We start from the raw sequence: 20689 nt of genomic DNA on the forward strand, positions 1-20689 counted from the left end.
AAGTGGTTGAAGATCTATATTAGTTTTTCAAGCCAATCAGTGTCTGAAGAAGCTGATCAGAGGTCGTAATAATCTTACCATTGGCTTGATAACCTCTTTGGATAATAATTAGCTGCGTAAGAGCCCTTGAGAGGTCAACATTAGAAGCTTCAAGTGCGGCTGACTGAATAAATCCACGACCGGCAGTTGCGGCTGTTCCAATAATCGGGTCACCAGAGTTGGCAGATTGAGTATATACATTTCCACCATCTGCTGAAAGACCTTCATTATTTGTAAACTTTGCCATACCGATTTGTGCAAGACCAAAAGAACGACCATTTGAAAATGAACCTACTAAAGTACCACTTTGGTCAATTCTGATACCAACTAAGTCTCCACCAGTATAACCATCTTGAGAGATTCCAGAAGTGCTAGAGAGTGAATCAAAACTCGTCATTCCATCAAATGCATTCGCTGTACCAAAACTAAGGTTTAATTGCTGATCAGGAGCAGAACCGTTATTTCCGGAAAAAGAAATATTTGGAGGATTATAGGTTGCAAGTGAACCGTCATTATTAAAACGAACAGAACCTGATTTTTGGTTTAATGGAGCTGCTGTATCTATTGTAGCAGGAGGGGGTACGCTCACAACCATATCCCATGTACTACCAGTATTAGAATCAAGCGCAGTCTTTCTAAACTCCATTCTTACAGTATGCTTAGAACCAAGTGAGTCAAAAAGATCTATTGAGCTAGAGTGTGTAGCAGCATTAAAACTTTGTGAAAATGCTTTTCCTCCACTTGCAGCTGGAAGAACAGCGTTTAGAGCTTCCATACTTCTTGTAAAACGACTATTGTTAGTTATTCCAGGTTCACTAATAGCTGTTATTTTAAGATTAATACCATAATCATTAGCTCCGCCACCAGGATTATTAAGCTCTAGTTTACCTTGTTCATTTACAATAATATTTATATTGTTTGCATCCAATTCAATGCCATCATTATTCGCATCTCTAGCCTGTCTTTCTAATGCATATCGTAAATCAGCAATCGTTTTAAATTTCTTATCTGAACCAGGAAGAGATACTGCACCAGAAGGATCATATTGATATTTATGTGCTGTAGTAGCACTGTTAAGTTCTGTAAACCCTGTAGCCGCATCATTGCCTACAATTCGGATATTATGCGATGCAGAAGTCATTGCGTTTTCATTTGTCAAAGTCATCTGTTTAGTTTTTAAATCATATGAAGCTGAAATTCCAGTTATTGATGATTGAGCATTAATTGCTGCAGCATATTTATTACCATTAATATCTTGATTGCCTGTATTAACAGAACTTATCGTAACTATACTTCCATCGTCTAGTTTAAGCTGAAGAGCTAAATCAGCAGTAGCTGAAACTGGAGTAGCAGATGTTGTTTCTGAACTCTGAAATGAAGCCCAGATACCCTGATCTTTTTGAAGAGCATAAGATTCACCTATCTCATTAAACATAATTCCTATATCGTCAGAAGCTATAGGGTTCCCATTATCATCTACTGCAGGATAATTAGCTGGAAGTGCACCTGTTGGAACACTTGGAACACTATAAGATGGAGAAAAACTCTCCACTAATGGTCCTGAGTTAAGGTTAGCTTTTAGCACAACTTCTTTTGTTGCATTTGCAGGAGTTGTCAATCCAGGAGGGATATTTATATCTGTAATTGGAGCTGTTGAATCAACTTTTCCAGTAATAGGATCCCTTAGCCAACCCTGAGTAATAAATCCGTTATTATCAACAAAGTTTCCACCTGCATCAAATTTAAAGTCACCCGCACGAGTAAATTTGTAAGTATTACCTCCATCAGGAGAAACAATAAAAAAACCGTCTCCCTGAATAGCAACATCGGTATTTTTATCTGAATTTTCTATGGAACCCTGTGAATATATAGTTGTCTTAGAACTTACAGTAGACCCAAGTCCAACCTGAACAGGATTTTTACCACCAAGAGCACCTTGAGGAGCAGTAGCGATAGCCTTTGTTTGAGCTAAAAGATCCGAAAAATTTGCACGAGAATATTTAAAACCTACAGTATTAACATTTGCTATATTATTTGACTCAATATCCATTGCTACTTGATGAGATTGTAAACCCGATACACCGGAAAAAAGTGATTTTAACATTTTAAATCCTTTTGAATTTACTTTTTAGAAGTAAACTTTAGTTTAAATTATGTAGCACTTTTTGTGCCAACTTTATAAATTATTTTATGCGTCCATTTGGAGAGCTTTTTGCATCATCTCGTCCGCTGCACTTATAGATCTTGAGTTTGCATCATACGCTCTTTGTAGTATTATCAAGTCTGTTAATCCAGCTGGTAAGTTTACATTTGAGCTTTCAAGATTATAATTTAGAATATCTGCACCTATAACATTATTTCCGTTAATATCTTGATAAAACAATGGTTTTCCACTATTGCTACTGGAGAAAAATCTTGCTCCACTTGCACGGTCAAGTCCTTGCTCATTTCTAAAATGAAAAATAGCAATTTTTCCTACACTACTTTGCTGTCCATTTGTAAATGTTGCTATTACTTCCGCATTTTTATTGATTGTATAACCTTCTAAATCTCCGCCAACAGCTCCGTCTGTTACACTAGAAGAAGAAACATCAAAATTGTTAATAGAAACAAAACCATCAAATCCACTTCCTAGATTAATTTTTACTTCTGTTCCATTATTATCAATGCTTGTCAATGAGTTTGAAGCCAAAGAGCCATCAGTACCAAATTTCACTACACCTGTCTTAGTGTCATATATTTCTTCACCATCAAGACTTTGAGTGATTGCTGTGACATCCCACTGTGTTCCAGATGCTTCTTGTGGCACAGATTTTGTAAAAGTAAGTTTCAAATGATTTCTATTGTTATCTGCATCAACAACAGTTGCCCCGATGTTTCTAACCTCATCTGCTATACCTAGGTTACCACTAAATTTAGCATTTTGTGTGGGTTTTGTAGGGTATGATAAATTTTTTGGAAAACGAAGTTTCTCTTGAGAGTCTATTGCGCCTAGTTTAACTTCATCTACAATTTTTGTAATTTCATTATTCTCGCCAATATTTGTACCCATTGTTCCCAAAACATAATGTCCATCTTGTGTAACTAAATCATTATCTCTATCAAAAGTAAAGTTACCCGCACGAGTATAGAGCGGTTCACTCTTACCTTGAATACCGAACCAGCCATCTCCCAGTATTGCTAAATCTGTACTTTTCTCAGAAAAAACCATAGTTCCAGGGTTTCTATTCATAGAAGTAGTTTGTACCTGAACACCATATCCGATACTATTGTTATTAGTTCCAGTAGCAGTTGTATTTAGAGAGTCTTCAAACATAGAAGCAAATTCTGTATTATATGAGCGAAAACCGACAGTAGAAATATTTGACAGATTATCAGCTTTTAAATCTATTGCCGTTTGATTAGATTTTAATCCCGATAATCCAGTATAAAAAGCTTTAGTCATCATTTTGTAGGCCTTTGATTTCTAATATACTTCTGATATTTTGTCTAATGGCACATAATTAGAACCAACTTTTAGATAGGTTTTACCTTGATCAAATTTAACTGACTCTATCGGGTAAGATCCAAACTTTGTAGTTAATTGTTCCCCGGCAGGATTGCTATATGAAGCGGTTACATCATAGATGCCACTTTCAGCACTACTCCCGTCATTTAATCTACCATCCCAGTCAAAGCGATAAACACCTGCTTTATTTGGTTCTACTTCTATGGTACTGATAGTATTTCCTGCAAGATCTTTAATTTCTAAAGATCCTTTTGATACATCTTGTGGGAAATATACTTCAAAAGTAGATACATCACCCTCACTGTAAGTAATAGAACTATTACCTAAGCTTGCTGTTTTTCCAATAGCTGAAATAGTTGTGAATTGCTGTGAAGAGTTTAAAGCGCTAGCTAGGTTTTCTAATGATTTATTTGTTTTATCAGCTGCTTCAAGAGTAGCTAGTTGAGAAGTTTGTGTCAATATCTTTTCACTGTCCATTGGTTCTGTTGGATCTTGATGTTGGAGTTCTACTAAAAGTAGTTTCATAAAATCATCTTTACCTAAAGCTGTTTTATCTTTCACTGTGTCAGCTATTTTTTGCTTTGTATGTTCTAATGCTGCATTTGTGCCTGTTGCTGTAATTGCCACAATAGACTCCTTAATTTTATTTCTTAAAATGAAGGAAACCTTCATCTGTTTGTAAGTAAAAGGAAGAAGACCCTTTTACTTCACTTAGACCGCTGTGGTCACTAAAGCTAAGCGTAGTTTGCTACTACAATTTCTAATGAACTTAGAACTTCTTCATTTGCTTCTGTCTCATCAAAATAGTTATACTCTTCATTAGCTTTACGCTCATTTTGGCGATTTTGCTGCTGTTGTGCAGAGTTATTACTATTTTGTGAGCTATCATTAAAGTTTAATGTAGCATTATTTATTCCATTATTATTTAACTGTGTTCTTAGCTCATTTGCATTCATTGAGAGCGTATTTATTGCTGTATTATTTGAGCTAATATTAACATGAAGATTTTTACCTCTTTGGACTATTGTTAAGTCAACTTCACCAAGTCTCTGCGGATTTAACTGAACTTTTACCCTTGTAAAAGGAGACTTATAATCTTCTATTGCAGCTTTTACATCTTGTGAAATATACTTAATCATCTGTTTTGCTTCATTTAGTTTTACTTCGAAACTATCAGCTTTTAAAGTTGCACCAGCTTCAATTTTTGTGTTGGAGTTGCTATGTTGTTCAGTTGAAGACTCTCCATGAAGAAGTTTTTCCAAATTCTTTGTAACGTCTGTAGTTGCACTAGGAGCAATTACTTTGGCTGTTGCAACAGAAAAATCTGGAGTTAGTTTGTTGTTAGCTTCTGAAGCTTTTTCTCCACGTAGTAGTAGTTTTAATGTTTCATTAGCTTTTTCTTTTGGTGATTTATCTTCTGCTTTAAGCTGTTTTGTCGTAACAATTTGCTCTGTAGTATGTTCAGGAGAGATTTTAGCACTGACCAATGGACTTGGTTTTATAAATTCAGCTTGTTTATTTCCCTCTACTATTTTATTTTTTGATTCATCTTCATTTTGTATTTTAGTTTTATATGTTTCTAATTTATCAATTACTTTTGTCAAATTTGAACTACTATCTTCTACGTTTTTACTGTTTTTTATATTAGTTACATTTGATTTATCAACTTTAGTAAAAGGCTCCGTCGCATCTCTTAATGGAGTAGCTTTAAGTTCCAAATTTTTTGGGTCACTCTGTTTGTTTACTCTAACTTCTTCAATACTTGCTTTTACAAGATCAACACCAATTTTTTGAGCAAGATTTGTAATACCTTTAAGAGATTGTTTAATCTCTTTCATCTCTGTTTTATTGTACTCATCACCTTTTGCAAGCTTAGACTTTAAATAATCTTTAGCATCTAATATTAGAGTTTTAAACTCTCTTGAAACTGCTTCATGTGTTGATTTTGTTTTTGATGCTAAGGCATCTTTTATCTCACTTACTGAAGTCTCTTTTCCCTTTAATAGAGATATTAAAGCATCTCTTTTTTCACTATTTTTTGGAATTTTTTTTGCTTCACCTTTGTCATTTCCTAGAGCTAAGACTAATGCATCGTCTTTTATAACTGGTTTAGCCATAATGTCTTTTTCATCACTAGTGATATTTAAAACTTTACTAGTATCTTTTAGAGCAACTTTAGTATTTTGTTTTAAATCTTTTTCTTTATTGTCAAGAGCTAAAAATACGCCCTTGCCTTCAAGAGCTTTTTCACCCTTTTTATCAGCACCTTTTAATAATTCTGAAAAAGACAGAGATGATTTTTCATCTTGAGGTGTTGTATTTAGGACTGAAGATTTAGACGTTGGTTGTTTTGACTCTACTAAAATCATCATATATTCCTTAACATGTCCCAAAAAGATGGGATTTTCACATAATAAAGCATTTATTATTCCAAGAGTAGTATTTTTGTTTCAAAATAGATCATTTTTATTAAACTTTCCTATTTTATATAAGCAATATGATACAATGTGTTTGGATTATCAGAGTTAGTAATCTGAGTTTTATAAGGATTGTTATTTTGAATATAGTAGTTTTAATATTTTTACCGGTACTTTTGTTGGCTGTAAGCCCTTTTGATTCAAAAGTAAATAACTTTAATCTATCAGCTTATGAAACAACGAAAAGAACCGAAAATATTAAGGCTTCTGAAAATGAAAAATTAAAATGTAGATGGGTGTGTGATAAAAAAGTTTATAACGAGCAGAAAATATCAGAGGCGATAGAATTTTATAAAAACAATAAAAACTATTTTAAAGAGTCCAAATAACTTAAATCTTTTTTACAAAAATGTTTTACACTGTTTTGAAGAACTTCCGTCAATTCATCTGCACTTTCACCATCTACTGGATAACTTAATAAAAAAGAGTTTAAATATGTATCAAAATATTTATCAAAAAGTTTTTTAACAATATCTGCACCATACTTGTCAGTATATGGTAGAACAAAGAAGTAATCTGTTTTATGGTTAGCTATAGTATCAGAAGTCCTAAGTATTTTTTCTAAGGCTTTAGTGACTTTTTCATCATGTATACTATTCAAATCACAGTATAAAACTGTAAAACTCTCAGCACGATTTTCATCTAATCTATCAGCTATTCCTATATTTAAGCGAAGAAGTTGTTTAAAATCTTCAAATTGAAAATGAATACCAGCCATCTGTAAGTTCCTTTATCTTCGCTTGCGCCACTAAGGCGACTAAAGTTAATTATAAATCATATTGTATTAGTATATCCTAAAATCTTATAAATTATAAAACGTTATACTCGTTAGCTTCTTCACGTGTTTCAAATGCTGATCCTTTTAGTTGAACATCATCATAAATAATTCCAAAAGTTTTGAGAGGGTCAGCTTTTGTGTAACTGAGTATGATTTTTGTAGCGAGCTCTTTATCTGAATCACTTGCGTCTTTGCTAAGAAGAGAATGAGGTCCTGGAATGCCTACAGTTTTTACGTGAAAGAACTTGTCATTTTCTATATTTTGAAGATAACCGTTCTCTTCTTTGTTTCTTCCAACTACAAGTTTTGCCCCGTCACTTAGACGAAGATGACGTCCAAACTTCATAACAGGAATATCTTTTACTTCAAAATTATCATGCTTAATAAAATCAACTATCTTTTTACTAAAGTTTTCATCAGTTAAAAGACATCCTCCACCGGGAGACTCAAAATCAGCAAGACCTATTTCTTTTGCCAACTCTAATTGTCTGTCACGACTTCTGCCGGTAATACCTTCTAGTTTTTCTCTATCTACCCAACCATTTTGTTCTGCGATTGTTGGAACAAGCATTTTTGCAGACATTGGTCGAAGAAGAAGTCCATCACAGTTGCTCTCATTTAAAACTGTTTGAAGTGCATCTTTGTTTTGGCTCATAGGACGCTGACCCATAACCTCTCCACTTACTAAAAAGCTAGCACCTTCTGCTTCCATGATGCGCTTGGCAACAGCAAACATCTTAGCATGGCAATCTATACAAGGATTGAAATTTTTTCCATAACCATGTTTTGGGTCAAACAGTACATCTTGTAAAAACTCGCTCTGAATGTCGATAATTTTAAGCTCTGCACCAACTTGATCACACATGTTTTGCATATGTTCAAGTCTATCTTTTGTACTGCCAAAACCTGTATTGATGTTTACGGCCAAGACATCAATTCCTTGGTCTATTATTAACTTCATCGCTAAAGTTGAGTCTAATCCACCACTAAAAAGTGCTATTGCTTTCATTTTCTTCCTTTTAATTAGTCTTTAAAAGTCACTAATTCACCTCGTTTTAATTTTGAGATTTTTCCACGAAACTTACGAATATAAAAAGCCTTTTGCTCAAAAGACATTGTCGTTTGCATGTCTACTTTTCTTAACTCTCTCTCATAATGTTTGCTCAAAAATGGTATAAGTTCAGCTTTGAGAGATTCTTCATCTTTAAGTGATTTTATCTGATCATCAACTGCTATGGCCATAAGTGAAGGCTCATCCATTTTTCCTTGAAGTGCAAGTGAAAATTCTCTGGAGTGAAACTGCAGCAAAGATGGGTCAAGTGCATCTAGCATTTGATTAACTAATTCAGAATGCTCCAATACTGTCTTTATAAGACTAAGCTCCCACATATCTTTATGAGTATTTTTTTGCATAAGTGGAGCGTTTTTATCTATTGGTGCTTGTCCCATTCTAACTAATGATGGACTGACACCTAATCCTCCCAAACGAGACGCTAAAAATGTTTTATACTCTTCTTGAAGGAGTGGAGAGAGGCTCTTTAAGTAAGCGATGCCCTCTTGCATACATGATTCTTTAGCTTTTGGATCACGCAAATCATAAAGTGAGAGCAGTTCTTCTAAAACAAACTCTATAAATGGCTTTGCATCTCTAAACATAGTAGCTAGTTCTTCTACAGCACCTTTATGTACCATATCGGCTGGGTCTAGTCCATCGCCAAAAATAACAACACCACCATTAAATCCACTAGCACTAAGCAGTCTAGATGCTTTTAGCGCGGCTGCGCGACCTGCTTTATCGCCATCATAAGCCATAACAACTCTTGGCTCTCCTTTTCTAAGCAGAGGCAGATGCTCAGGTGTTAGAGCTGTTCCAAGTGTTGCTACAGCATTTGTAAATCCAGCTTGATGGAGCATAATGACATCAAGGTAACCCTCTGTTATAATTATCTCTTTTGTTTTATGCAGTGTTTGTTTGGCGTGATGATAAGCATATAAAAGACGGGATTTGTTAAAAAATGCTGTCTCAGGAGAGTTTACATATTTTGCTTGATGTCCCGTTATAGTTCTACCACCAAAACCAACGATTGAGCCATTTGCCGAATGAATTGGAAATGTTATACGCTCGATAAATCTAGCAAAATTTCTTCCACCGTCATAACCGACAACACCCATATCTATGGCTTCGTTCATACTAAATAGTTGAGATTTTATGTAGTTGATAGTTGCATCTGATTCAGGTGCGTAACCGATGCCAAATTTCTCAACGCTACTCTCATAGATGCCACGTTCCTTTATATAAGCTAAAGCAGATTGTTTTGAAGTAAGAAGATTTTGATACCACTCATTTAGTTTATCCATAACTTGTGAGCGTGGTTTGTTATGTTTGTTATCCGTATAACTGAGAGTAAAATTGTAGTTTTGTGCTAATTTTTCAAGTGCTTCTGGATAGTTAAGCTTTTCATATTCCATGGTAAACTTAATACTATCACCACCTGCACCACAACCAAAACAGTGGTATATCCCTTTAGAAGGGCTTACTACAAAAGATGGTGATTTTTCATCATGAAATGGGCAAGGTGCTTTATAATTCGCACCAGCTTTTTTCAGCTCCACATATGAGCCTACAACATCAACAATATCAAGGCGTGATTTTAGGGCTTCTATGGAGTCTTGAGTAATCATAATATGATTATATCAATAATATACTTATTTCTTTCATCAATGTAAGTTATAAGTTTAAAAAATTGGGTGATTAAACAGACTCAAAAGAGCCTGTTAAAGGAGGAAGAATAAAATCAGATTTATATGATTAGTATATTTCTGAACTTGGATGATTAGGCTTGCTAATTGGATTTTTTGTATCTTGTGTATCATAAGTTACAATGTTGTCAGCTTGAAGAGCACCTAATGTTAACGTGACTAATAAAATGATTGTTTTCATTTTGTTTCCTTTGGTAAGAACGCATTACGCTCTAGTATTTTTAAATCGGACAAATTTTATCCTATTTAAGATATTAGTGTATTGATATACATCAATATTCACTATTAAATTCCAAAATTCTATATAATTTATGTTGCATACTTTAATATAGAGTATAATTTCTTTAAAAAGAAACTAAATTTGAAAAATCTAATAACCCTACTGATACAAAAGACAAATCTAAAAAAAGAACATATTCAAAACATTTTAAAACTTCTTGATGAAGGCTCTACTATTCCTTTTATTGCACGTTATCGTAAAGAGATGACTGGTGGAGCGAACGATGAAGTTCTTCGTGAATTTGAAACTTTTTATCTTAGTTCTAAAAATCTTCTGGATCGTAAAGAAGAGGTTTCCCGTCTTATCGCTGAGAGGGCTACTTTGACAGAGACGATAAAACAAAGTATTTTAGATGCTGAGACACTTCGTGCTGTTGAAGATATCTACAGACCTTTTAAAGAGAAGAAGAGTTCTCGTGCTATGACTGCCATGGCAAATGGTCTTACTCCTCTTGCAAACACTCTTCAAAGTGCAAGACTCACTACTCTAGAGTTTAAGCAAGAAGCCAAGAAATTTGTAAAAGGCAAAGTAGAGTCAGCCCAAGATGCTATAAAAGGTGCTCAAGACATTTTGGCTGAAAGATATGCCGACTTGCCTCGTGAACGTGAAGCTATCCGTAACTCTATGCTACGTTTTGGAGAGTTGGAGACTAAAAAGACAAAACATTTTGATGAAAATGGAACCTTTAAAAACTTTGCAGGAAAGAGTGAAAAGATAGCTTACATTCCATCGCATCGTTATCTTGCTATTATGCGTGGAGTGAAAGAAAAAGAGTTATCTGTAAAGATAACCACTGATATAAAGCGTATAGAAGAAAATATCAAACAGTATAAGATTCCTCGTCATGCATCTAGCTCTAGTGAGTTTTTATTTGAAGCGTACAAAGACGGATTAAAGAGACTTCTTCTTCCATCATTGGAGAGAGAAGTTCATGCAGAAGTAAAAGAAAAAGCAGATGCATCCGCCATTAATGTATTTGGTAAAAACCTTAACCAGCTTCTTATGACACCACCAGTTACTAAGAGAGTTCTCTTAGGTGTAGATCCAGCTTTCGTTAGTGGGTGTAAACTAGCTGTTATAGATGAAAACTCTAACTACTTGGAGTCAGCGGTAATATATCCCACACAGCCAAAAAATGACTATGAAAACTCTAAGAAAAAGGTGCTTCAACTAACAAACAAGTATAAGATTACGGGTGTGGCCATTGGGAATGGTACAGGCTCGCGTGAGACACAAGAGTTCTTTGCAAGACTTAACCGTGAAGAAGGTGCAAATTTAAACTATACAGTAGTTTCAGAAGCAGGTGCATCTGTGTACTCTGCATCTAAGCTTGCACAGGATGAGTATCCTGATTTGGATGTGACTATTCGAGGTGCTATATCCATAGCTCAGAGACTTCGCGACCCGATGGCAACTCTGGTAAAGATAGATGCAAAATCTCTTGGTATCGGCCAGTATCAGCACGATGTCGATCAGAAACTTTTAGCTAAAAGACTTGATGATGTAACATGTGACCTTGTAAACCGGGTAGGTGTAGATATAAACTCTGCTTCTGCATCTCTACTTTCTCATGTTGCAGGCATCGGTACTAAAATAGCTCAAAATCTTATCTCATACCGTGATGAAAACGGAAATTTTACAACAAAAGATGAACTGTTAAAAGTAAAGGGTTTAGGCAAAAAAGCTTATGAGCAAGCAGCGGGATTTATCCGAATCAAGAATGGTAAAAATATTTTTGACAACTCCGGCATCCACCCTGAGAGTTATGCTATTGCAAAACAGCTAAACGGCTTAGACCTCAGTAAAATAGATGTAGATGCAAAAGCAAAAGAGTTAGGAGTTGGTAAAGAGACTCTAAAAGACATTATTAAAGAGCTTTTAAAGCCCGGATTTGATCCAAGAGAGGATTTACCTGCCATACCATTTAAAGAAGACGTAACGGACATTAAACTGCTTAAAGAGGGTAGTTTTGTCTCAGGAGTCGTTCGAAACATCGCAGATTTTGGTGCATTTGTAGATATTGGGCTAAAAAATGACGGGATGATTCATATATCAAAGATGAGTGAAAAACGTATTTCACATCCGCTCGAAGTTTTATCGCTAAACCAGTTTTTACCACAAATAGAAGTAGTCTCTGTAGATAATGAAAAAGGTAAAGTCGGACTTAGTCTTTTAAAAACTTTTTGAGCATATCGTAAAGCTGTGTCTCATTTATAGGTTTAGACAGGTACTCATCCATTCCTTCTTTTAAGAAGCGTTCTCTATCTCCCTCCATGACATTTGCAGTAAGAGCGATGATAGGACCGCATCTGGTGCCGTGCGTCTCTTTTATGATATGCATAGATGTTATGCCATTCATATTTGGCATATTTTCATCCATTAGTATAAGCTTGTGAATATCAGGGTCATACATCTGCAGAGCTTTCTCTCCATCCCCCACTATGTCACATTCAACACCTATCTCTTCTAAAAGAAGTTCTATTAATATCTGATTTGTTTTATTGTCTTCAGCTACTAAGACTTTCCCTCTTAGATTTCTACGACATACTTCGTCTGCATCAGCTTTCAATATTTCTATAGTATTTGAAGATGTCTTTTTTAAAGGAATTCTAACAGTAAATATTGAGCCTTTACCCTCTTTGCTATCAAGTGTAAGTTCTCCATTCATTAATTCTATAAGCTTTTGTGTGATGCTAAGTCCTAAGCCAGTTCCACCATACTTTCTTGTAGTAGATCCATCAGCCTGAACAAAAGGTTTAAAAATCTTATCCTGAACATCCATAGGCATACCTATTCCGGTATCCTTTACAACTATAGAAAAGTTCTCATCTATATACTCAATATCAAGTGTTATCGTTCCACCCTCAGGAGTAAATTTTATGGCATTAGAGAGAAGATTTAGTATAATCTGACTTATTCTAAACCAGTCTCCAACAAAAATACCTTTTAAGTTATTGCTTATATATGTTTGGAAAGATATCTCTTTTTCACTAAGCAGACATTCAAACTGTTTAGAATATCCTTGGAGTTCATCATAAGCATTAAACTCATGAGGTTCAATAGTAAACTCACCTGTTTTTATTTTTGAGAGGTCTAAAATATCATTGATAAGGTTTAGTAGTTGTTTTGAACTTGTATCTATATGACCAAGATATTCTCTATGCTTTTTATCACTTATTTGTTTATTTAAAATGTTTGAAAATCCGAGTATAGCGTTTAGTGGAGTACGAAGTTCATGGGACATATTTGAAAAGAACTCTTCTTTGACCTTTTGCGCTGTTATATCGTGACGAATAGAGCTATAACCTACCAACCTTCTATTGTAGTCATAATCGGGAAGGAGAGTGCTTCTTACCCAGTAGAACTCACCAGCTTTATTTTTATTTTTTATGTCCCCTTCCCAAGGCTGACCATTTTTGATACTTTTCCACATATCTTTATACAACTCTTTTGGCATATCAGGATGACGTACTATGTTGTGTGATCGCCCAATAAGCTCTTTCTCTGAATAACCACTGATGTCACAAAACGCCTTACTTACATAAGTAATAAATCCATATAAGTCAGTATTTGAGGCTATCACATTTTGACCAAAAGATCTAACTGTTTTATTTAGCTTGTATTGCTTCTCTTTTAAATCTTCTTGACGTTTTTTCTCTGAGTTAGTAAAGTATGAGACAATTAAATATATTAAGATTGCAAGTAAAAGCCCTGACACTAGAAGCATAATATCTATATAACCTGTAAGAATATCATACCGTTCTCCTTGCTCTTGTACAGGGATGATTACTTCAATCACCCCACGAATATCACCAAGTTTCCAGTCTTTTTTCGGAGTATCAAGTCTCGTGTTATGACAGTTAACACATGATATGTCATTCATAACATCTCCTATTGCGACTCTTACAACTTCTACTCCGTCTACAATATCATCAGAAATAAGTGGCTCTTGAGTACCATGCTTTCTAAAGTAGCTTATAGATTTTTTTCCAAACGTATCAAGTAGTTTATTTTCACGATTTGCAAATGAGTAATCACTATATAGTTTAATCTGTATCCCGTCAATATTTTTGGTTATATTTTCGCTCAAGTCATGGATGAAAGTAGCTGGAAGTGGAATAGTATTTGAAGTATTTTTGTGATTTGAATCAACTTTAAGGTCTGAATACTTAAGAACTTTACTTATGATATTATTACTGTAGTATTGACGTATCTCTTTATACTGTTCTATAGTCCTGAGGGCATATTCGATCGTATCCTCACGTATACTGTTCTTATGTAAAGAAGAGGAAACCTTTGTAATAATCAAAACTTCTAGGATTGTGAGTAAGATGATAGGGAGAAAAATTTTCAACTTGAGAGTGTGTGACAATTCATCTTCCTTCTCTATCTTTAAAAATGCAAGTTTACGATAATTATAACCAAACTATTCAAGAAAATACTATTAATTATTAAAATGGACAGATAATGAAAGCTGTCATTTGGCATGATTTTTTCTTCTGATTTGTGTTAAGATAATAAAAAATTATTTAGGACTAATATGCAAAGAAGAGATTTTTTTAAATTATCACTTGTGGCATCTGCTGTTGCTCTTAGCACCACACCCGCGTCTGCAATTACAAGACAACCTATAGCTTCTCAAAGCGTCTCAGATGTTGCATTTCCTGAGAAAAGACCACTTATTACGTACTCTGATAGACCTCCTATCTTGGAGACTCCCATAGAAGTTTTTACAAAATCTATAACTCCAAATGATGAGTTTTTTGTTAGATGGCACATGCCAAACATTCCTACTCACGTCAGCATCGATACTTATCGCATCAAAGTTAGCGGTGAGGTTGAGAATCATCTATACCTCTCTCTAAGTGATCTTAAAAATGATTATGAGCAAGTTGAACTAACTGCGGTAATGCAATGCGGTGGAAACTCTCGTTCAGCATTTGTACCTACTACCAGCGGTATCCAATGGGGTAATGGAGCTATGGGTTGTGCCATGTGGAAGGGTGTAAGGCTAAAGGATGTTCTAAAAAAAGCAGGTCTTAAACAAGATGCAAACTGGATAGGTTTAAACGGTGATGACAAAGCAGCTTTTCACAAGACCCAAAGTTTTATGAGAGAATTAGCACTTCATGAGATAAAAGATGATGTAATTATCGCTTATGAGATGAACGGCGAAGAGTTGCCATATCTAAACGGTTATCCTGTTCGTCTTGTTATTCCAGGCTCATTTTCTGATAGTTGGGTAAAGATGCTAAGCAATATTACTGTTATGAAAGAGTATAAAGAGCTTTACTATATGGATAGTGCTTACCGTGTACCTGACAATGAGTGTGAGTGTGAGACACCAGATAATTATTACGAGAAGACTAAACCTATAACGACTATGGATATAAAATCTGTTATAGCTTATCCGACAAGCAAGACTAAGATAAACGTAAACTCAAATGTAACTCTAAAGGGTGTAGCTTTTGACAGCGGACATGGAATAAAAGAAGTTTTAATCTCTGTAGATGCTGGAAAAATTTGGCAAAAAGCAGAGCTTGGCAAAGAGCTCTCTTTACATGCTTTTAGAGAGTTTAAGTTTGCTTTTAAACCTAAGAGTAAAGGTGAAATGACACTTATGGCGAAGGCAGTAAATAACAGTGGAGAAGAACAACCATTTGCAAAAGATATACAGTGGAATCACGGCGGATACAAATATAACGGCATCGATAGTGTCACTATCACAGTGGTTTAGGGAGATATGATGACAAAAATATTATTAATCACCCTACTTTTAGCTTCTAATCTCTTGGCTGGGTATACAGAGGAAGTAAAACTTCCTAGCATTACCTTTAAAATGGCTAAAGATAAGAATTTCAAAGTGATGCAGAGAAACTGCCAATGGTGCCACTCGTATGGTTACATCCTAAACCAAGGAAAACAATCTCGAAAATTTTGGAACAAATCAGTTGTTAAAATGAGAGAAGTTTATAAAGCTCCTATCTCTACTAGAGATGAAAAAGCAATAACAGATTATCTTTTTAAATACTATGGTAATGGTGAACTCAACTAATATTATTAAATCTGTCTTTTGTTAAATCCTGCAGTCCCGCTTTTTGCATCTGCAGTAAAGTTTTTACTATAAGGCTTTAAGTAGGTTGGAATAGCTCTTCCTTTTAGTTTCATCATATCTTCGAGCATTACAGATGCTATAAGCTTAGGTTCGAGTTTTTTTATATCTTTTAAGTATGAAAAGAGCAGTTCTCCAAGTCTTTGAAGTGAAATCTTCCATGTAGAATCTGTTTGAGTATATATCCATGCACTAAAATTATAAAAGTTTTTAAAAACTTCTCTAGAGTCTTGCCATAATAGTGGCGCACTCTTTTTAAAGTTTCCACTATTGTATGTTAGGTCCCAAAATCTTGCAAATCTTTTCATAATCTGAATATCACTAAAACTTAGTTTTGCGTTTTTTAGGATGTCATATGGTGGTACATCACTATAGACCATACCATGTTCTAAATCATGTCTATTAATGAAGGTTCCTGAGAGCTTTTTAAGTATACCTATCTGTATCTCACAGCTACTTAAACTCACAAGCTCATTCAAATTTGCTCCAAAACTCTCAAGAGCTTCACCAGGAAGACCTACTATGAGATCAAGGTGAATGTGGGCATAAGTCTCATTTTCTAAAAATCTAATGTTCTCTTTAATCTTATCAAGTTTTAGTTGTCTTGAAATATTATTGGCAATCTCTGGATTTAGTGTCTGGATACCAATCTCTAACTGTAGTGCTCCCTCTGGAAACTGTTTTATTTTCTCTTTGATTGAAGATGGGAAATGGTCTGGGATTACTTCGAAGTGTGCAAAGTAGGGAGGCTCTTTTGTCAAAAAGAAATCTAAGATTTTGTTTGCAGTTAACATGTTAAGATTAAATGTTCTATCTACAAATTTGAAGTTTCTAGCTCCTCTTTGCCAAAGTTTTTCAAACTCTTCTAGTACTGCTTCTAAGTCAAAGGCTCTAACTTTTTCATCCATAGAGGAGAGACAAAACTCACACTCAAAAGGACAACCTCTTGATACCTCTACGTAGAGGTATCGATTTTTTATATCATCATCTGTATAGTATTCATAGGGTAAGGCAATCTCTTTTAATGATGGAAGGGCCATTTTGATGATTTTGTTCTCTATATAATTATCGTTTAGTATATCCCTACAAAGTTCATAAAAAGCGATGTCTCCCTCTCCTTGTATGATGAAATCTGCTTCGTCGAAGTTAACTCTAAAGGGTTCATGTGTGACTTCAGGTCCACCAAGAATTATTTTAGTCTGGGGAGATATCTTTTTAATTATGTGTAAAAGTTCACTAACTTCTTTTGCATTCCATATGTAAACACCGATGCCAATAATTTTTGGAGAGTCTATTAGCAGCTTTTCTGCTATTGTTTGAACGGAGTCATTGATACTAAACTCCATTATCTTTGAATCATTTTGTAGGTCTTTTAAATTTGCATATAAATATCTAAGGCCAATAGAGCTATGGGTATATCTTGAGTTTAAAGTTGTTAGTATTATCATTTTAGAATTTTATCATAAAGGGGGAGGATAAAACAGACCAAGTTGAAAAAAAAGGGGAAGTAACTTGGTCTGTTTAAAAATTTATAGGAGTCTATTTTCTCGCTTATGAAAGGGGGAAACACAATTGAGATTAGTAATTATATTAAGTATAAGTTAATGTCGAGTAAATATAAAATACTACTTCTTGGCATTGAATTCCTCTATCATATGGTCGAGTTTTGTATAAAGCTTTTTAGAAGCTTCTTCCATAGTTGTGAAATTCTCAACAATTATTCTTGGATTTTCAAACTTTAATGTTGTATCATCTTTTACAAATTCTAAGTTTTTAAATACTGAGCTGTGAACAAGAGCGTGTGGCGCGTCCATCTCTTTAAATGCTTTAGTGTGTCCAAACCTCTCTTCACCAATGCCAAGGTACCATTTACCCATACGACAGTTTTTATGGTCTGCAAAAACTGCTTTCTTATCTGCTTCTAAAACAGCTGAGTAGGCATTAGATTTAAAAATGATATGGTCAACTTTTACAAGAGTAGTAAATAGACGGTTCTGAATCTGTATAGCAGAATATGACGAGTTTTCAGCTAGAGAGTTTAGTTGTGAGAAAGTAGTTTCAAATTCATGTATAACATCATTTGAATTTTGTGCAATCTCTGAAATATTATCAGAGTTTGTTCTCATGTCGTTAGCATCTTGTTGAAGAGTCGAGATATTTATCTCAATCTCATTTGTAGCTTTTTGCGTACGTTCTGCAAGTTTACGAACTTCATCAGCAACAACGGCAAAGCCGCGTCCATGTTCACCTGCTCGGGCAGCTTCGATGGCGGCATTAAGAGCGAGTAAATTTGTTTGGTCTGCAATATCTTTAATTAGATTAACAACTTCTGAAATCTCTTTTGAACGCTGCTCAAGGCTTACAATCCCCTCATGGCTAGATGCTATAAGATCAACTAAGTTATTTAGTCTTTCACCGATTTCTACAACACTACTTAAACTTTTTGATGATTCTTCTGCAGTTTTTTGAGCAACTTCAACGATTTGAGCAGAATTTACCTGAGAAGTATTAATATCTTCTTGAATCACACTTAAACCTGAACTGACACCACCACCTAAAATACTTAGATTATGAGCAAGTTCGCCTCTGATTTTTGTCTCATAACCGCTGGCAATAGATGCAATAGCACTATTTAGAGTTTCAGATGTATTACGAAAGATTCCATGCAGTCCTGCAGGATATGTTCTTCTATACGTCTTGCCAACAGCTGCATACTCTATTGTTGTCTCTGTATCTCTCATAAATGCCTCAAGTTGATCTAATAGATCATTTAGAGCCCATGCATGAGTTGAAATTGCTGAGTTATCATCAGGTATATGTGTTATACGACCTTCTAACTTACCGGCTGCTGCATTTACAATAACTCTAAACATAGAGTTTGATAGTTCTGTTTCAGATCCTTGTGTTGAGGTAGAGGGAATAAAAAGTGAAATTATCAAAACTGCAACAATAGCTCCACTTAAAATATAATTTCCATTAATCATCCCAAATATTGCTACGCCAACAAGTGCAACAAAAAGCAAAACAGCCTGATTATTCTTGAATAGCGATAATGAGTTCATCGTAGTTAACCTTTTTCTCTTGTAAAATATCTGTTAAAACTTTAAATGAAGCATCAACACCACTCTTTTTTTCAACTTCCACCATTTTTTTATATAGAGGTATAATAATGTCGAGAGCTTTAGGATTTGGCTTTCTTCTAACAGAATAATAACCTATAGTTTTCCCACTATCATCTAGTGAAGCTGTTACATTCGCATATACCCAGTATGCATTTGAATCTTTCGTCTTATTGATAACAAAGGCAAAAACTTCTTTTTTTTTTGTATAGTATCCCATAAATAACGAAAAACAGCCTTTGGCATATCAGGATGACGTATAATATTGTGAGGCTTACCTAGTAGCTCAGCTTCAGTATACCCCGCCATATCCATAAATATCTTATTTGTATATGTTATACGTCCCTTTAAGTCCGTTTTAGAGACAATAAAATCATCTTCTTTCATTTCTTTAAGCATAAAATGTCTCCTTAATGTTGTTTTATTTTTGAAATTCTATCATATTTGTTTGTTATAATAGTTAACCCAAATAAAGGAGACTCTCTCTAAAATGCCAGTATTGTTATCCTCATTTTACTTTTTTTATTTTGCCATAGTTGGCGTTTACATAATTTTTATGCCGAAAGTTCTGTCAATGGTTGGCTACTCTGCTAGTGATATTGGAATAATTTTCGCAGCCGGACCATTGGTTAGATTTATACTTCCGTTTGCTTTTACAAGAGGCTTAAAACTTAATACAAGAAGTTTTAATATCGCTATATTTATCATTCTTTTTAGTAGTATTTCTTTTTACTTTTCCATAGATAGCTTTTACAAACTTCTCTTTTCAAATATAGGTTTTGGTATAGGTCTAAGTCTTATAATTCCTTACATAGAGGTGATCTCCTTAAAAACTATAGGAAAAGAGAGATATGGTAGAGTAAGGCTATTTGGTTCTGTAGGGTTTGTCCTTGTTGCCCTTGTTTTAGTTAAGTTTTTGAGTAGTGCTGATATCGCGCTAAACTACCTTTTAGTCTTGACCTTTTTAACTGCTATAGTAGCTTTTATAATTGCAAAAAAAACGAATTCAAATAGTGAAAAAGTACAAGAGGTAGATAACGATATTAGCCTTTTTTTAGACTGGAAACTGTGGGTAGGTCTAACTCTTATGCAAGTTAGTTTTGGAGCTTTTTACAACTTTTTTACTATCTATGAAACAGATTATGGAATAAGTATGGATATGACTATATATCTATGGAGTTTTGGTGTTATAGCTGAAATATTTATGCTTTTTTTTCAAGGCAGGCTTTTGCGCAAAAATCTTCTTTTGATTTTACAGATAACAACTTCTGTAACAGCTTTTAGATGGTTTTTAATATTTTTATTTCCTCAAAATCTTACTATACTGTTTTTCTCACAAACACTGCATGCTCTTAGTTTTGCACTCTTTCATTCAGCAGCTATTAGCTATTTGTATAATCTATACAAACATAAATCTTTAGCACAGCAGTTTTTCTCTGGAATTACTTATGGTTTAGGTGGGTTTGTTGGAGCTTTGTATGCAGGTTACGTCTATGAGTTGTTTCCTAGATACCTCTTTTTAAGCGCGGCTATTATCGCGCTTATGGCATCATGGTTTTTATATTTGTGGAGTAAAAGAGCAGATATTTTACGCGCATCTAACTAGTGATACAATG

The 20689-nt window shown here is 34.5% G+C and carries 16 protein-coding genes and 2 pseudogenes; 5 read left to right on the forward strand and 13 right to left on the reverse strand.

The window, feature by feature from the left end:
• Positions 1–19: 19 nt before the first annotated feature.
• The 4 genes from flgE to ACLHDE_RS00295 form a co-directional block, all read right to left on the reverse strand.
• Positions 20–2143: a flagellar hook protein FlgE gene (gene flgE / locus ACLHDE_RS00280; RefSeq protein WP_415397161.1), complete on the reverse strand. Its 2124-nt coding sequence runs from the start codon at positions 2141–2143 to the stop codon at positions 20–22.
• A gap of 84 nt (positions 2144–2227) precedes the next feature.
• Positions 2228–3487 (reverse strand): flagellar hook-basal body complex protein, encoded by a 1260-nt coding sequence (locus tag ACLHDE_RS00285; protein WP_415397162.1) that lies wholly within the window; start codon positions 3485–3487, stop codon positions 2228–2230.
• Positions 3488–3505: 18 nt separating this feature from the next.
• Positions 3506–4174, reverse strand: coding sequence for a flagellar hook capping FlgD N-terminal domain-containing protein (locus ACLHDE_RS00290; RefSeq protein ID WP_415397163.1), 669 nt, complete (start codon positions 4172–4174; stop codon positions 3506–3508).
• A 107-nt stretch (positions 4175–4281) separates the two neighbouring features.
• Positions 4282–5916, reverse strand: coding sequence for a flagellar hook-length control protein FliK (locus ACLHDE_RS00295; RefSeq protein WP_415397164.1), 1635 nt, complete (start codon positions 5914–5916; stop codon positions 4282–4284).
• A gap of 188 nt (positions 5917–6104) precedes the next feature.
• On the opposite strand from ACLHDE_RS00295, the gene ACLHDE_RS00300 reads away from it, so the two are divergent.
• Positions 6105–6353: a hypothetical protein gene (locus ACLHDE_RS00300; protein ID WP_415397165.1), complete on the forward strand. Its 249-nt coding sequence runs from the start codon at positions 6105–6107 to the stop codon at positions 6351–6353.
• Here ACLHDE_RS00300 and ACLHDE_RS00305 read toward each other — a convergent pair.
• From ACLHDE_RS00305 to ACLHDE_RS00320, 4 genes are all read right to left on the reverse strand, one after another.
• Entirely contained in the window at positions 6332–6742 is a 411-nt protein-coding gene (locus ACLHDE_RS00305) for a hypothetical protein (RefSeq protein WP_415397166.1), read from the reverse strand. The two genes, ACLHDE_RS00300 and ACLHDE_RS00305, sit on opposite strands and share 22 nt — an antisense overlap.
• Positions 6743–6833: 91 nt before the next feature.
• Positions 6834–7811 (reverse strand): argininosuccinate synthase domain-containing protein, encoded by a 978-nt coding sequence (locus tag ACLHDE_RS00310; RefSeq protein ID WP_415397167.1) that lies wholly within the window; start codon positions 7809–7811, stop codon positions 6834–6836.
• A 14-nt stretch (positions 7812–7825) separates the two neighbouring features.
• Positions 7826–9484 carry a DNA primase gene (dnaG, locus tag ACLHDE_RS00315; RefSeq protein WP_415397168.1) on the reverse strand — a complete coding sequence of 553 codons (1659 nt, stop codon included), beginning with the start codon at positions 9482–9484 and terminating at the stop codon, positions 7826–7828.
• Positions 9485–9611: 127 nt separating this feature from the next.
• Positions 9612–9743, reverse strand: a complete 132-nt coding sequence (locus tag ACLHDE_RS00320; RefSeq protein WP_415397169.1) for a hypothetical protein — start codon at positions 9741–9743, stop codon at positions 9612–9614.
• Positions 9744–9923: 180 nt separating this feature from the next.
• Here ACLHDE_RS00320 and ACLHDE_RS00325 point away from each other — a divergent pair, with 180 nt between their 5' ends.
• Positions 9924–12029 carry a helix-hairpin-helix domain-containing protein gene (locus ACLHDE_RS00325; protein ID WP_415397170.1) on the forward strand — a complete coding sequence of 702 codons (2106 nt, stop codon included), beginning with the start codon at positions 9924–9926 and terminating at the stop codon, positions 12027–12029.
• On the opposite strand, the gene ACLHDE_RS00330 is transcribed toward ACLHDE_RS00325, so the two are convergent.
• Entirely contained in the window at positions 12007–14196 is a 2190-nt protein-coding gene (locus ACLHDE_RS00330) for an ATP-binding protein (protein WP_415397171.1), read from the reverse strand. The genes ACLHDE_RS00325 and ACLHDE_RS00330 overlap by 23 nt on opposite strands.
• 186 nt (positions 14197–14382) lie before the next feature.
• Here ACLHDE_RS00330 and ACLHDE_RS00335 point away from each other — a divergent pair, with 186 nt between their 5' ends.
• On the forward strand, positions 14383–15579 hold the full coding sequence (locus ACLHDE_RS00335; RefSeq protein WP_415397172.1) for a molybdopterin-dependent oxidoreductase: 1197 nt from the start codon (positions 14383–14385) through the stop codon (positions 15577–15579).
• A 9-nt stretch (positions 15580–15588) separates the two neighbouring features.
• Positions 15589–15897 carry a sulfite:cytochrome C oxidoreductase subunit B gene (locus ACLHDE_RS00340; protein WP_415397173.1) on the forward strand — a complete coding sequence of 103 codons (309 nt, stop codon included), beginning with the start codon at positions 15589–15591 and terminating at the stop codon, positions 15895–15897.
• Positions 15898–15902: 5 nt separating this feature from the next.
• Here ACLHDE_RS00340 and ACLHDE_RS00345 read toward each other — a convergent pair whose 3' ends face one another.
• The 4 genes and pseudogenes from ACLHDE_RS00345 to ACLHDE_RS00360 all read right to left on the reverse strand — a co-directional run bounded on the left by ACLHDE_RS00345 (position 15903) and on the right by ACLHDE_RS00360 (position 19472).
• Complete coding sequence (locus ACLHDE_RS00345) at positions 15903–17402, reverse strand: DUF4080 domain-containing protein (RefSeq protein WP_415397174.1); 1500 nt, start codon at positions 17400–17402, stop codon at positions 15903–15905.
• 177 nt (positions 17403–17579) lie between these two features.
• Positions 17580–18059: a CZB domain-containing protein gene (locus ACLHDE_RS00350; protein WP_415398554.1), complete on the reverse strand. Its 480-nt coding sequence runs from the start codon at positions 18057–18059 to the stop codon at positions 17580–17582.
• Positions 18042–18272 (reverse strand): annotated as a pseudogene (locus ACLHDE_RS00355) (methyl-accepting chemotaxis protein); the annotation flags it as partial. The gene ACLHDE_RS00350 and the pseudogene ACLHDE_RS00355, both read right to left, overlap by 18 nt.
• Positions 18273–18987: 715 nt before the next feature.
• Positions 18988–19472: pseudogene (locus ACLHDE_RS00360) on the reverse strand (PAS domain-containing protein).
• A 91-nt stretch (positions 19473–19563) separates the two neighbouring features.
• Here ACLHDE_RS00360 and ACLHDE_RS00365 point away from each other — a divergent pair.
• The gene (locus ACLHDE_RS00365; RefSeq protein ID WP_415397175.1) at positions 19564–20679 is read left to right on the forward strand and encodes an MFS transporter; all 1116 of its coding nucleotides are present in this window, start codon (positions 19564–19566) and stop codon (positions 20677–20679) included.
• Positions 20680–20689 lie beyond the last annotated feature (10 nt).

It is taken from the genome of Sulfurimonas iocasae, from assembly GCF_047716755.1.
Taxonomy (GTDB): domain Bacteria; phylum Campylobacterota; class Campylobacteria; order Campylobacterales; family Sulfurimonadaceae; genus Sulfurimonas.

Coding starts and splice junctions, on each gene's coding strand:
- flgE (WP_415397161.1), bottom strand. CDS start 2,143: ATGTTAAAATCACTTTTTTCCGGTGTATCGGGTTTACAATCTCATCAA.
- ACLHDE_RS00285 (WP_415397162.1), bottom strand. CDS start 3,487: ATGATGACTAAAGCTTTTTATACTGGATTATCGGGATTAAAATCTAAT.
- ACLHDE_RS00295 (WP_415397164.1), bottom strand. CDS start 5,916: ATGATTTTAGTAGAGTCAAAACAACCAACGTCTAAATCTTCAGTCCTA.
- ACLHDE_RS00305 (WP_415397166.1), bottom strand. CDS start 6,742: ATGGCTGGTATTCATTTTCAATTTGAAGATTTTAAACAACTTCTTCGC.
- ACLHDE_RS00310 (WP_415397167.1), bottom strand. CDS start 7,811: ATGAAAGCAATAGCACTTTTTAGTGGTGGATTAGACTCAACTTTAGCG.
- dnaG (WP_415397168.1), bottom strand. CDS start 9,484: ATGATTACTCAAGACTCCATAGAAGCCCTAAAATCACGCCTTGATATT.
- ACLHDE_RS00320 (WP_415397169.1), bottom strand. CDS start 9,743: ATGAAAACAATCATTTTATTAGTCACGTTAACATTAGGTGCTCTTCAA.
- ACLHDE_RS00335 (WP_415397172.1), top strand. CDS start 14,383: ATGCAAAGAAGAGATTTTTTTAAATTATCACTTGTGGCATCTGCTGTT.
- ACLHDE_RS00340 (WP_415397173.1), top strand. CDS start 15,589: ATGACAAAAATATTATTAATCACCCTACTTTTAGCTTCTAATCTCTTG.
- ACLHDE_RS00345 (WP_415397174.1), bottom strand. CDS start 17,402: ATGATAATACTAACAACTTTAAACTCAAGATATACCCATAGCTCTATT.
- ACLHDE_RS00365 (WP_415397175.1), top strand. CDS start 19,564: ATGCCAGTATTGTTATCCTCATTTTACTTTTTTTATTTTGCCATAGTT.